The following is a 12528-nucleotide window of genomic DNA, read 5'->3' on the forward strand; positions in this document are numbered from 1 at the left end:
CAGCCACGGTTCCCGACTGCCTGGCGTTTGTCAGTCGCCGGTTCGGGTGCGGAATGCGTTCACGGCGGCTTCGACGGTCGGGTAGAAGTGCGTCGAATCGAATCGATCCCCGACTCCGAATCGGATGAGTCGATCCTTGATCGGACCTTTCATCTCTGCGAATGCCAACCGAATTCCTTTGCCTTCGAGGAATGTATCCAGATCGACGAGTTCGTCGACTGCCGTTGTGTCGAGTCCGGTGATCGGTTCGGCGGCTATAACCACCCAGTCGACCGGATCTGGCGCCTTGGCGACGACGGAGCGAACGTATTCGTCGAAGATCTCGCCGTTCGCGAAAAACAGTGGCGCGTCAAACCTCACCAACACCAGGCCGGGGATGCGATGCCCATCTGGATGGCGTTCGATGTCGTGGAATCCGGTGGGTTCGCCCGTCTCGACGAGTTCGGTTCGATGTGGCTGCCATACCTGCGCGATGACCGCTGCGAAGGACAGTCCGATCGCAACAAGGATGCCTTGTAGCACACCGACCAGGGCGACGCCCAGAAACGCCGCGACGGCGAGGCCGAATTCCACGGTGCTCATGCGCCACATGCGGACCATGCCGCCCACGTCGATCAGTGCACACGCGGCGACGATGACGACGGCGGCCAGTGTTGCATCGGGCAGATATGCCGTGAGTCCGGGAGCGACGAGGACGAACACCAGGACCGCGAGCGCCCCGACGACGCCGGCCAATTGTGTGTGCGCCCCACTCTGTTCGGCTACCGGAGTTCGTGACCCGCTCGCCGAGATCGGAAACCCGCCGAACAGTCCGCCGGCCACGTTCGCGACACCGATCGCCTTCATTTCGGTACTGCCGTTCACGTCCTCGCCGTGGCGGGCGGCGAAGGTGCGCGAGAGAACGCCGGTGTCGGCGAAGGCAATCAATGCGATACCGGCGGCGGGCCCGATCAGATGGCCGACGTCCTGCCAGGTGACTCCACCGACGGAAGGGAGGGGGAGTCCTTCCGGCAGTGCGCCGACCATGCCGATGTCATCGGTGAGACCGGCGGCAGCGGACAAGACTATGGCCGCGACAACGGCCACCAGAACGCCGGGAACAACAGGTACCCAGAGCCGGAAGGCGACTATGACGACTAGCGAACCGACACCGATGGCGGCAGCGAGGGGGTCGACGTCGCCACCCACCAGGGCCTTTGAGATCCCGCCGATTTCACCGAGTAGACCGGACGCGTCGACGGAGAATCCGAGCAGCTTGGGAATCTGACCAACTACGACGACGAGTGCAATGGCGTTGAGGTAGCCGAGGCGGATCGGTTTCGAGAGGAGTTCGGTCACGAAGCCGAGACGAAGGAATCCGCCGATCACGAGGATGAGTCCGACAAGAATGGCGAGAACACCGGCTAGTGCAAGCGCATTCTCCGAATCGCCGACCACTGCCAGCGGTATGACCGCGGCGGCAATCAGCGGCGCCAGTGACGAATCAGGTCCGAGTACAAGGATTTTCGAGGGCCCGACTACCGCGTAGGCGAGCAAAGGCACGATGGTGGCGTACAGCCCGGCGTACGCAGGCAACCCGGCGGCCTCGGCGTAGCCCATGCCTGCCGGGATGAGCAGGGCAGTCAAGACGAGTCCGGCAGTGACGTCTGTTCGCAACCACTCGCGGCGATACCCACGGGCAGTCGCGACGCCCGGTAGCCGACCTAGACTCTCCGCCCACATCATCGTTTGATTTTCCTCCCTCAGTGGAGCGAACGGGCGCGCTCGGGGGCAACCGCGGTGGTCGCAGGGAGTGGCGCAGGTGCCTGTGCGAGGCGGCGGCGTCGAATTGCCTTGTCCAACTCGACGACAACCGGGATGATCAGCGACCAACCCAGGCAGGCGAGCCACTGGGCGCCGGTCAGTGAGGTTGTCATGAGGAGGTCCTGGAGGACGCCCGCCTCGACGGCGAATACGGTCACGACCGTGGGGATCGTCAAGATCTTGATGGCACCGAGAACCGGTGGAACCACGCCGGACTCGGGATCACGCCGCATGGTAAGCCCCGCGAGAATCGAACCGAGAGAGAGCACTACGAATGCTGTGGTCATGGGAACATTCGCCTCGGAAGTACTCATTTCACCGGGTGCGAGAAGCATCGCCGCGAGTGTCACGGCAAATTGCAGGACACCGTACGCGAGCCACTGAGCGACTGCGCTTCGATGTGCGATCGGCATCTTGGGATCGCGCGGAGGCTTGTTCATCAGATCCGGTGGCGGCGGGTCGAGCATGATCACGGCGACGGGGAACAGTGTGATGAAGAAGTGCTGGAACAGCACCATCAGTGGCGTCAGTGCCACACCCTCGTTGATGTTGAAGATGCTCGCAGCGAGGAAGAGGAGAACCAAGGAGAAGAGTTTCGACATCTGGTAGCGGATGTACGAGACGATTTTTCCGTAGATGTTGCGGCCCAAAGTGATCGCGGTGATGAGGGTGCCGAAGTTGTCGTCGGTGAGCACCATCTTGCCCGCCTGTTTGGTCACCTCACTGCCCGAGCCCATGGCGACGCCGATGTCTGCCTTCTTCAACGCGGCGGCGTCGTTGACCGCGTCTCCGGTCATCGCGACGACGGCGCCACCGCTCTGCATGACATCGACCAAGCGAAGTTTGTCCTGCGGAGTGACGCGGCCGAACACGTGCAGGTTCGGCAACGCGGTCGACAGTTCTTCATCGGTCATCGCTTGCAACTCGCCGCCGCCCACCGAGCCCGGGCCGAGTCCGAGTTCGGCACCGATCGCTGCGGCGGTGGTGGCATGGTCGCCGGTGATCATGCGGACCTCGATGCCGGCCCGGTGTGCGGTTCGCACCGAATCGACCGCCTCCGGACGCAGCGGGTCGATGATGCCTGCCATACCGACAAACGTCAGGTCCTCGACAAAGGACATGGGGTCGGCCACGACAGCATCTTCCCGTCCGTCGAGGCGTCTGACCGCGAATGCCAGCACCCGAAGACCCTTTTCGGACATGGACTGATTTGCTGCCGTGAGTTCGTCTCGGACTTCCTCGATCGGGACCTGCCGACGGCCGGGGAGAAAGGCCGAAGAACACCGAGCGAGGACGACATCGGGTCCGCCCTTGACCAATCCGACGAACTGACTTACGCCGTCGACTTCGAGATGGTGGTACGTGGCCATGAACTTGTACGCGGAATCGAACGGAACCGTCGCCACCCGCGGGTAGGTCCGTCTGGTCAGTGGGGCGTCGGCACCGATCTTTGCCGCGAGCACCACGAGCGCGGCCTCGGTCGGGTCGCCGACAACTTCCCCGGAATCGGAAACCGTTGCATCGCTGTCGAGACACAGTCCGTATGCGAGAAGGGTGAAGTCGGGCGGCGCCTCGCCGGCAACCTGCGTGATCCTTCCCGCTTTGGCGTAGCCTTCGCCGTCGACCGTGTACCAACGGCCGTGGACGTACAGCGATCGGACGGTCATCTGGTTCATGGTCAGCGTGCCGGTCTTGTCCGAGTTGATTGCACTGGTCGCGCCGAGTGTTTCGACGTCGGTCAGGTTCTTCACGACGGCCTTGGCGTCGGCCAGTTGACGGGCACCGTAGGCCAGCATCGCCTGGACGAATGTTGGCAGGCCGGTCGGAATCGCGGACACTCCCATTGCGATACCAAGGAGCAGAAGCGTAGTCAGGTCCTGCCCACGAAGGAGCCCGATGACGACGATGACGATCACTGCCGTCCACGCGATGATTCCGAGAAGTTTGGTGAGAGAGTCCAATTCACGTTGAAGTGGCGACTTGCCAGGGGCGACCGCCGACAACATCGACGCGATCTGGCCTATCTGCGTCTGCATCCCGGTCTCGGTGACCACCATGGTCGCCGTGCCGCGGGTGACCGAGGTGTTCTGGAAGACCAGATTGCTGCGGTCTCCGAGCGGAATATCCGCGTTGTTCAGCGTATTCGGGTCCTTCGGTATCGGCGCGCTTTCCCCGGTCAATGCGGCTTCCTGCGTCTCCAGGGTGGTGGTGGCGAGTAACCGTCCGTCGGCAGCGATGATGTCTCCTGCCTCGACTTGGACGATGTCACCCGGCACCAGTTCGGTAGCGTCGAGTTGAATCAGGTTCCCGTCACGAATGACCCGTGCTTGGGGCGTCTGCATCTTGGCGAGGGCGTCGACGCTGGCCCGTGCCTTCAACTCCTGTCGAGTTCCGAGGACGATGTTGAGCACGACGAGCACCGCCACCACGATTGCTGTCGGCACTTCACCGATGGCGATGCTGACCGCGGCCACGGCGACGAGCATCAAGTTCATCGGATCTTTCAGCTGCAACAGCGCGATCGACCACGTCGACGGCGGTGGCGTCGAGGTGATTTCGTTCGACCCGTAGCGTCGTCGCCGTTGGTCGGCCTCATCCGACTGCAGTCCGCGCTCCGGGTCCGACTGCAGTACGGACACGACTGATTCGCCACTCTGCGCATGCCACGGCGTGGGGCTCATGACCGCACATCCTTTCCTTGGCGATCGTCAATACCGGGTCGGAATCCAGTGCAGCGGTTGTTTGGGCGTCTGGTAGCCGTGAGCCTTCTGCCGTTTCGGTAGGGTGATGTCCGTAAATTGCACGGGCTCGTAGGGGATCTGACTCAGAATGTGGCTGATGATGTTGAGTCGTCCGCGTTTCTTGTCATTGTTGTTTGCGACATACCATGGCGCCCAGCCGGTGTCGGTGAAGCGAAACATCTCGTCGCGGGCACGCGAGTAGTCGTACCAATGACTGAACGACTTCAGATCGAGATTCGACAGCTTCCAGATCTTTCGAGGGTCGTCGATCCGGCTCTGCAGACGTAAGAGCTGCTGTTCTTCGCTGACCTCGAGCCAGTACTTGAGCAGAATGACTCCCGATTCGACGATCGCGCGTTCGACGGTCGGAATGAGCTGGAGAAATTGATGTGCTTGTTCTTCGGTGCAAAAGCCCATTACTCGTTCTACACCGGCACGGTTGTACCAACTTCGGTCGAAGATGACGATCTCACCGGCAGCCGGAAGATGCGGGACGTAGCGCTGGACATACATCTGCGAATGCTCTCGCTCGGTCGGGGCGGGTAACGCAACGACCCGGAACACTCGCGGACTCACTCGCTCGGTGATGGCTTTGATGACACCGCCCTTCCCCGCGGTATCTCGACCTTCGAATACGATGCAGACCTTGGCTCCAGACGATTTGACCCACTCCTGCAAAGCCACGAGTTCGCCGTGCAACGGCTTGAGTTTGCGGCGGTACACCTTGTTCTTCATCGGCTTTTCTGCCAAGGGCGGCGCGTCGTCGGTAAGGGTCGACGGGGTGTCGTCGTGAAGAATCCGAGCGTTCTTTCCCACTTCCACTCCCTGGCATCATGAGCGCAACGCGAGCGCGCGGGGAACCGTCCGCCCTTATGTGTATGCCCCATATTCGGTGAACCTATTCTCTTCGCAATCGAGACCCGAATCGTGTTGTTTTCGAACCCTTTCCGAGTCTTGACGTGCTCGGCTGGACGGACGACCATTAATGGATGACTGGCGACGAAGAGTTGCTCCACGTCGAGCGGGTGATCACTCGCCTGATTTCCCGCTATCCCGCCGTTCCTCCACCGGAGATCGAAAACAGAGTGCGAACAATTCACCAGCGTTTTGCGGGATGTCGGATCCGCGACTTCGTGCCTCTTCTGGTCGAAAAGGCGGCCAGACAAGAGATCTCGGATCGGAGAATAGTGATTCCGATAATGGATGAGCGGTCGGCGAGTCTGAACTCTCTCGAGCTGTAGCCGGAACGGGGATCGTCGGCGCATACTGAAATGACCTTGGACCAGGGAGTTCTGGCCGAATGCAGGAGCTCAGGCGCGGAACGTCAGCCTCCCGAACTCCTGATGTGTAAAACCGAGTACAGGGAGCGTTGACATGGAAGGCTTCTGGGAATTCTTCTGGTTCATCTTCGTCTGCTTTGCCTTTGTGGCGTACTTGAGCGTGTTGTTCTCGATCATCACCGACTTGTTCCGTGATCACGAGACTTCGGGCTGGGCCAAGGCGTTGTGGATGATATTCCTCTTCGTCATTCCATTCCTGTCCGCGATGATCTACGTGGTCGTCAAGAATGACGGAATGACGAGGCGGTCGATGGAAGCCGCTCAACAGCACATACACGCGCAGAGTGATTACATTCGAAAGGTCGCCGGGAAATCGCCGACTCAGCAGATCGCCGACGCCAGAGAGCTTCTCGACTCAGGCGCGATCAACGAAGAGGAATTCCAGGCTATCAAGGCAAAGGCGCTGGCGTAGTTTTCGTATCTTCTGCCCCGGGCCTGGCGTCGTCGGTTCCGCCGTCGTCAGGCGCGGCGTCCTGCGCGGCGGCGCGTGCGGGACGAACCAATACTTCCAGTGCGACGAGAGCAACGAGCGCAATGACGACGATCCAACCAACGACCAATCCGGTGGGGTAGCGCCAGAAGAGCAGCAACAGTGCGGCGATGCCGATGATGGCACAGCGCAGTGGGACACGAAGCTGATTGGCCCACCGCTCCACCTGATTCGGCGTTCGGCCGCTTGCAGAATGCCGGACGAAGTCCAACGCCTGCCCGTAGCCTCGACGAACGGCGATCGCCGACGACGACCCACCGATCAGGTAGGCGCCGAGCCCCACCACCACACCGAGGACCGCAACCGCGCGAAGGCTCGTCCGAAGCGGAACCAGAACTGTGTCGATGACAGCGGTGGCGGCGTCTGGCGAGAGGATATCGGTAGGGACACTGTCGAGGTAGATTGCACGTCCGATCAGAATTCCGATCGCAAGAACAAGCATTCCCAACGCAATCGACAGACCGACCAGGGACAGCGTACGAAGCCTGCGACCGGTTGGCGCAACGGCGACAGCGGCTGCTGCGCAAGCGATTCCCAACCACGGCAGCACCGCCGAGACCTTGTCGAGTGCCGAGACGGCTCGCTGCGCCTTCACCAGCTCGGGGGACTGGAAGAGAACAAACTCCTTGTCCACGGACGGGATTTTGTCTGCGAAAGCGAAGCCGCGGTCGGTCAGCGCCGTTTTCACCCGGTCGATGATCGTGCTCAGTGAAATGCTGACCGTTCCGCTCTGGTCGACCTCGACCGAGTCGGGTCCGTAGTTTCCGGTCATGACGGCGACGAGGGAGTTGTGCGCCGCTCGGTTCGCCTGAATCCAAAGGTCTTCGAACTGCTGCGTCCGAACGAGCGAGGCCACTGTGTCGTGGACGAAACTCTTCGCCTGGCCGGCGATCACCGGTGCCAAACCCACCAACGCCTGGTCCACGCGAGGGGCGTTGGCTTCGAGATTCGACACGTCCGTCAATGCTGTGAGTGCCTCGGTGGTGAGCCCTTCGACGTCGACGCGATCGAAGATCTCGTCCGTGACTTGATTCGTGATCTCCGCTTGCACGGCTGGATTCTCACCCAGTGGCGCTACCGTGCTGACGTAGCGGTCCGTGTCGAGGATCTGACTACGTACGAAGCGGGTGGTTACCGACAAGACTGCGAGCAGTGCGACCAGCACCAGCAGGATTGTCACCGCGGTCCACCGCAGCCCATGTCGAGGTGGTCGGGAGACTTTCTCGACGGTCGTTTCGCGGGCGCTGGGAGTCTGCTCGCGAAGTGTTGCTACCTCTTCGCGCAACCGGGCTAGTTCGGCACGTTCGTCCTCCTGGAGTGGTCCGTCGCTCGTGCCGTTTGCCATGATGGTCCTCCCGGGACGGAAACTACTGGCGCACAGTTGAAATGCTGAACTGCGAAGATGATTCGGCGGGTGACCTCAGATGACCTCGGGATTCCAGGTCGCGACGGCCCAGATGACGAATACGTCGAGCGCGATGATGATGATCGACCACCACGGCGAGTGGGGTAGCCACAGGAAATTCGCGAGGATCGACAGAGAACAGATGACTATCGCGCCTACCCGTGCCCACGTCGCGCCGGTGAAGAGCATGATTCCGACAGCGGTGACGAGCACACCGAGTACGAGGTGGATCCATCCCCACGAAGTGAGGTCGAATTGGTACGTGTATTCCGGGCCGACGACTGTCACGTCGTCCTCCGATATCGCCGAGATGCCTTGGAGGATTTCGAGCACGCCGACTGTGATGAGGAGAACGGCTCCGCCCAGCGCGCTTCCTTTTGCCACACCCTGCTTTACCAGTGAATCCTCGGACATGACCGCCCCTAGATTTCAAGCGCGAAATAGCCTGGCATATTTCCCTGTCCCGACCTTTTACGGTGGTGAAGTAGCCCGTCGGAGGGCAAATCAAACATTGAGCGCTGCACAGCATTGCGATATTCATTCGCCTACGAATTCGAAAGAACCTACCGTGACGGCATGGATATGGCGGACGTAGGTGTGGCGATGAGGCCTGCACCGGGTGTGATCCGGACGGACCGGCTGGTGCTCCGTACCTACCGCCCAGGCGATCACCGGGATCTTCTCACCTTCTACGGGCGCAGCGACGTATGCCGATATTTGCTCAACGAACCCTGGAGTCTCGCGGAGGCTCGGGAGGCCGTGCAGACCAGAATGTCTCGCCGCGACCTGGCATCGGGCGCGGTGGCACTTGTTGTCGAGTACGGGGGCCGGGTTGTCGGAAGCGTGAGTGCTTGGCGAGTCGAAGAATCTGATTGCACAGCCGAAGTCGAGCACACCGCCGAACTCGGGTGGGCATTTTCGCCCGAGTTCGGCGGCCGAGGATTCGCGACGGAAGCAGTGACCGCTCTGATCGACCTCGCGTTCGCGACACCCCGATTGCGCCGCGTGGTCGCGCGAATGGATTCGAGAAACGAATCCTCGGCGCGACTCGCGCAGCGGATCGGTATGAGGCGAGAGGGACATTTTCGGCAGAACGCGTGGATCAAGAACGAGTGGACCGACACCGTGGTTTTCGCGACACTTCGCGGTGAGTGGCCTTCAGTTGCTTGATCAGACCGAGCGGGCTGCTATTTTGCGACCAGTTCGGTCAACTGTGGCACGAGTTCGTCGGTCGCCCACGGAACACTCAGAAGGCTGACGTACATTGTCGCCGCAGTCAGGCGATTGTCGGTGATCCACAGGTCCTTGCCGTTGGCGATGACCGGCCACCGCGAGAACAGAGTGTTGGCCAATGTGCTGTCGACTTCCGACTGATCGCTTGCCCAACCGAGATACACGTCGGTGTCGATCGTGTCGAGCTTTTCCATACTGATGCCGAAAAGGAACGAGTCGCCGGCAAAGTTCTTGGCGCCGTTCACCACGTCGGGAGCGACTGTGAGCCCGAGGTTTTCGACAAACTTGACGCGCGGATCGTCCGGACCGTAGATGGCGGTTTCGGTTTCTCCTTCACGGATGTAGGAACCGAAGGCGAAAGTGACTCCGTTGAATTCGGGATGACTCGCCTTCGATTCCTGGACCGATTCCTCAACCGATTTGATCAGCGCCGCGGTCTGAGCGGGACGCCCGAGTGCCTTGCCGACATCGGTGGCGAGGTTTTGCCACGAGCTGGGCTGATACGGCTTGGTGTCGTACGGGAGGGTCGGGGCGATCGAGCTCAGGCGCTGGTAATCCTGCTCGGAGAAGCCCGAGTACGGGGCAAGAATCAGATCAGGCGCGGCATTGAGAATCTGCTCGAACAGTAGCTCGCCGCTGTCGGAGTAGTACGGCGCAGGCGTGGGCAGCGTCTGGCCCGACTTTTCGAGTTCGGCGCGGGTCCACGGCAGGAACCCGTCGGCGTCGCCGGCCCAAGAGTCCTTCTGCATCGCGATCGGAGTGACACCCAGGGCGATGACCGTGTCTGCCGCTGCGGAATCGAGGGTGAGGATCCGTGTCGGCTCCTTGTCGATGGTGGTCCCGCCGAAAGCGTGCTTGATCGTCACGGGATAGGCGCCGTCCTCGACGGCGGATGCCGATGAATTGTTTTCCTGGGCGTCCGATGACGACTGTGTGCAGGCGGTCAGAGGCAGTGCCGCCGCCAGCATGAGCGCAACAACGATTCGTCGCCTCCGCTGGGGACGAATTCTCTGACGGGCAGATCTGAACACGCGAAACTCCTCGGGATTGATCAGGGAAGTGCTTGCACGACTCAGCGCAGTACGCACGTGAGAGCAGGCTTACCTAAGTGAATGTAGGGCGCGTGCGTGTAGCGAAGGGGCCAGCCGATGTCGACAACAGGTCAGGCTCGAGTCAGTTGACAGCGGCGAGCGCATTGCCGGGGGTGTAGCCGACCGTCTTGCGAAAAGCGGCGATGAAGGAACTCGACGTCCCGTAACCGACACGGCGGCTGACGGCGTTCACACTCATTCCGGTCCCGAGCATGCCGAGGGCCGTGCTCATGCGAACCAGAGTGCGCCACTGCGCAAAGCTCAAGGCGAGTTCCGCGGCAAAAATCCGGGTGACCGTACGTCGGCTGAGATTGAGAACGTGAGCCCACTGATCGAGTGATCGATCGTCGGCGGGATCCGACAGCACTTTGTCGACGAGCATCCGTAGCCGCGGATCTCGGGGGATCGGTACGTCGAAGTGAGGTGCCGATGCCGGGGTGAGGAGATCGACACAAACCTGCTGTGCCCGAAGGCGTTGTTCTGCAGGCATTCCGGTGTGGGCGAGGTGTATCAGCAGTGCCCGGGCTGCCTCACTCAGTGTCACGATGCACGGTTCGTTCCAGGCGGGAGTCCACAGCTCGGGGGTGAAGAGCGTGGCGCGGAATGCGACGTGGGGATTTGCCTGACCTTCGTGGAGGACCCCGCGGGGGATCCACAGGCCGACGCCGGGCGTGACGGTCCAGAGTTGATTGTCGATGATCATGTTGACGACACCGCGGTCGGACCAGATCAGTTCGTGCTCGACGTGAGCGTGCTCTGGCCACCGGGTGATGTGGTCGGTCTCGACGATGTACGTCGTGAGTTGGAACGGCGCCGGGACGGCGCGCGCCATCGGAGTGTGGCGGTCGGATTCCCGTAAGTGGGAATCGTCGTCCAGCTGTGGACCGTCGGCGATTTCACGAAGGGCAGGGATCAGCACCGTGGACTACCTCCAGAGCAAAGTTAGGTAAACCTTACACTGATGTGTGCAGCGATCAGTGACTCGCACCGAGTTCGATGAGAAGCACGCCTGCCGCGATGAGGCCGATCCCGACCATCATGAGCCTGGTCAGCGGTTCGCGAAAGAGAATGCGGGATGCGATTGCCGTCAACGCCACTCCACATGCGGTCCAGATTCCGTATGCGACGCCGATGGTGAGGCCCGCGTCGAGCGCGAGGGTCAGGAAGGCGAAAGCGGCGAGATACCCCACGGTGACAACCGCGAGCCATCGTTTGTCGCTGCCGTCCTGCGACGCCATCCGTAGTGACAACGTCGCGGTGACCTCGGAAATAATTGCAGCGATCAGAAATACGAAGGTCATGCTGGGTCCGCCGGCCCGCTGTCGGCGGCAGCCTGAGAGCCGAGTTCGACGCACAGCACTCCGCCGATGACCAGTGCAATCCCGATGCCCATGGTGGCCGTCAGAGGATCTCCGAAAAGGAAAGTTGCGAATACTGCGGTCAGGACAACTCCGGTTGCGCCCCAGATTCCGTATGCAACACCGAGTCCCATGCCCTCCCGCAGGACGAACGACAAGGCGGTGAATGCTGCGAGATATCCGCCGACGACCACGATGTACCAAGCCGGGTGATCGAGGGCGGCGCGCAACGACAGCGTCGCAGACACCTCGGTGAGGATCGCGGTGATCAACAACAGCCATTTCTTCACGGTTGGGATTCTGTCAGGCTCCACCGATTCCGGTCGCGCACTACGGTTGAGACATGACGTGCGTACTGCTCGGTGGAATCCGCAAAGGTGACATCCGCCACGACGCGTCGGGTGGCGATGTGGCCGCAACTCCGATCCTCGACTGGGGCCACGACGACGTGGCCCGCCTCTACGAGGACATTGCAGAAGGTGCGATCCAGTCGGCGCAGGAGTTCCTGGTGTCGGCGCATCGCAGCGTCGCTGCAAATATTCGGCCGGTGTACGGCCTCGACGACCGGCAACCCGTCTCGGTGACATTGAGTCGAGGGCGCGGATCCTGCAGTCAGAGACTGGCTATCGTCGAAGCGTTGGCTCGCCGCCGAGGAATCGCCACCCGAGTACGCGGTCTCGTACTACGCGGGGAATTCTGGTACCCGAGATTTCGGCGTCTACATGCGGTGATTCCGAAGTCAGTGCTGCTGGCGTGGCCGGAATTTCTGGTCGACGGACGCTGGCAGGACATCTCCGAGATCGTTTCACCTGCGGTGGTCTCAGCGCTCGAACCGTTCACGAGCACCGGCGAGGAGACACTGTTCGACGCGATCGGACGCGCTCCGATCAGTTGGGGCAAGTCTGTTTCGTGTGATTGCTTGGACTTCTCCGAATTCGTCGACCGCGATCTGGGCACCTTCGAATCTCGCGACGTGCTCTTCGAGGAATTCGGACAGACGATGTCGACCCCCGTCAGAATTCTCGTCGACCCGGTTTTCCGGAACTGGAGTGCATCCGGCTGACGCG

At 61.3% G+C, this 12528-nt stretch carries 13 protein-coding genes; 4 read left to right on the plus strand and 9 right to left on the minus strand.

Annotated features, from left to right (window positions below):
• Nucleotides 1–30: 30 nt before the first annotated feature.
• Genes M0639_RS12125 through ppk2 form a run of 3 tightly spaced genes read right to left on the minus strand, consistent with a single transcriptional unit; the run spans nt 31 to nt 5360 of the window.
• Nucleotides 31–1725 carry a SulP family inorganic anion transporter gene (locus M0639_RS12125; RefSeq protein ID WP_058038641.1) on the minus strand — a complete coding sequence of 565 codons (1695 nt, stop codon included), beginning with the start codon at nt 1723–1725 and terminating at the stop codon, nt 31–33.
• A gap of 17 nt (nt 1726–1742) precedes the next feature.
• The gene (locus M0639_RS12130; protein WP_064073693.1) at nt 1743–4484 is read right to left on the minus strand and encodes a cation-translocating P-type ATPase; all 2742 of its coding nucleotides are present in this window, start codon (nt 4482–4484) and stop codon (nt 1743–1745) included.
• A gap of 27 nt (nt 4485–4511) precedes the next feature.
• Entirely contained in the window at nt 4512–5360 is an 849-nt protein-coding gene (gene ppk2 / locus M0639_RS12135; RefSeq protein WP_064073719.1) for a polyphosphate kinase 2, read from the minus strand.
• A 173-nt stretch (nt 5361–5533) separates the two neighbouring features.
• On the opposite strand from ppk2, the gene M0639_RS12140 reads away from it, so the two are divergent.
• The gene (locus M0639_RS12140; protein WP_007734945.1) at nt 5534–5785 is read left to right on the plus strand and encodes a three-helix bundle dimerization domain-containing protein; all 252 of its coding nucleotides are present in this window, start codon (nt 5534–5536) and stop codon (nt 5783–5785) included.
• Between the two features lie 133 nt (nt 5786–5918).
• A complete protein-coding gene (locus M0639_RS12145) occupies nt 5919–6296 on the plus strand; it encodes an SHOCT domain-containing protein (RefSeq protein ID WP_003942794.1) in 378 nt (125 codons plus the stop codon).
• Here M0639_RS12145 and M0639_RS12150 read toward each other — a convergent pair.
• Nucleotides 6274–7719: a hypothetical protein gene (locus M0639_RS12150; protein ID WP_054825512.1), complete on the minus strand. Its 1446-nt coding sequence runs from the start codon at nt 7717–7719 to the stop codon at nt 6274–6276. The genes M0639_RS12145 and M0639_RS12150 overlap by 23 nt on opposite strands.
• A 75-nt stretch (nt 7720–7794) precedes the next feature.
• Nucleotides 7795–8193 (minus strand): DUF7144 family membrane protein, encoded by a 399-nt coding sequence (locus tag M0639_RS12155; RefSeq protein WP_007734954.1) that lies wholly within the window; start codon nt 8191–8193, stop codon nt 7795–7797.
• A 162-nt stretch (nt 8194–8355) separates the two neighbouring features.
• Between M0639_RS12155 and M0639_RS12160 the strand changes: the two genes are divergently transcribed.
• Nucleotides 8356–8949, plus strand: coding sequence for a GNAT family N-acetyltransferase (locus M0639_RS12160; protein ID WP_050656477.1), 594 nt, complete (start codon nt 8356–8358; stop codon nt 8947–8949).
• Nucleotides 8950–8966: 17 nt separating this feature from the next.
• Here M0639_RS12160 and M0639_RS12165 read toward each other — a convergent pair whose 3' ends face one another.
• From M0639_RS12165 to M0639_RS12180, 4 genes are all read right to left on the minus strand, one after another.
• Nucleotides 8967–10043: an iron-siderophore ABC transporter substrate-binding protein gene (locus tag M0639_RS12165; protein WP_223304443.1), complete on the minus strand. Its 1077-nt coding sequence runs from the start codon at nt 10041–10043 to the stop codon at nt 8967–8969.
• 142 nt (nt 10044–10185) lie between these two features.
• Nucleotides 10186–11022 (minus strand): helix-turn-helix transcriptional regulator, encoded by an 837-nt coding sequence (locus tag M0639_RS12170; RefSeq protein WP_030535637.1) that lies wholly within the window; start codon nt 11020–11022, stop codon nt 10186–10188.
• Nucleotides 11023–11077: 55 nt separating this feature from the next.
• Nucleotides 11078–11404, minus strand: coding sequence for a DMT family transporter (locus M0639_RS12175; protein WP_003942819.1), 327 nt, complete (start codon nt 11402–11404; stop codon nt 11078–11080).
• Entirely contained in the window at nt 11401–11751 is a 351-nt protein-coding gene (locus M0639_RS12180) for a DMT family transporter (RefSeq protein WP_064073692.1), read from the minus strand. The genes M0639_RS12175 and M0639_RS12180 overlap by 4 nt, the downstream gene beginning before the upstream one ends.
• Nucleotides 11752–11804: 53 nt before the next feature.
• On the opposite strand from M0639_RS12180, the gene M0639_RS12185 reads away from it, so the two are divergent.
• On the plus strand, nt 11805–12524 hold the full coding sequence (locus tag M0639_RS12185) for a transglutaminase domain-containing protein (RefSeq protein WP_064073691.1): 720 nt from the start codon (nt 11805–11807) through the stop codon (nt 12522–12524).
• Nucleotides 12525–12528: the final 4 nt, after the last annotated feature.

The sequence above is a fragment of the Rhodococcus qingshengii JCM 15477 genome (assembly GCF_023221595.1).
GTDB classification, from domain to species: domain Bacteria; phylum Actinomycetota; class Actinomycetes; order Mycobacteriales; family Mycobacteriaceae; genus Rhodococcus_F; species Rhodococcus_F qingshengii.

Coding starts and splice junctions, on each gene's coding strand:
- M0639_RS12140 (WP_007734945.1), top strand. CDS start 5,534: ATGACTGGCGACGAAGAGTTGCTCCACGTCGAGCGGGTGATCACTCGC.
- M0639_RS12175 (WP_003942819.1), bottom strand. CDS start 11,404: ATGACCTTCGTATTTCTGATCGCTGCAATTATTTCCGAGGTCACCGCG.
- M0639_RS12125 (WP_058038641.1), bottom strand. CDS start 1,725: ATGATGTGGGCGGAGAGTCTAGGTCGGCTACCGGGCGTCGCGACTGCC.
- M0639_RS12185 (WP_064073691.1), top strand. CDS start 11,805: ATGACGTGCGTACTGCTCGGTGGAATCCGCAAAGGTGACATCCGCCAC.
- M0639_RS12155 (WP_007734954.1), bottom strand. CDS start 8,193: ATGTCCGAGGATTCACTGGTAAAGCAGGGTGTGGCAAAAGGAAGCGCG.
- M0639_RS12150 (WP_054825512.1), bottom strand. CDS start 7,719: ATGGCAAACGGCACGAGCGACGGACCACTCCAGGAGGACGAACGTGCC.
- M0639_RS12160 (WP_050656477.1), top strand. CDS start 8,356: ATGGATATGGCGGACGTAGGTGTGGCGATGAGGCCTGCACCGGGTGTG.
- M0639_RS12130 (WP_064073693.1), bottom strand. CDS start 4,484: ATGAGCCCCACGCCGTGGCATGCGCAGAGTGGCGAATCAGTCGTGTCC.
- M0639_RS12145 (WP_003942794.1), top strand. CDS start 5,919: ATGGAAGGCTTCTGGGAATTCTTCTGGTTCATCTTCGTCTGCTTTGCC.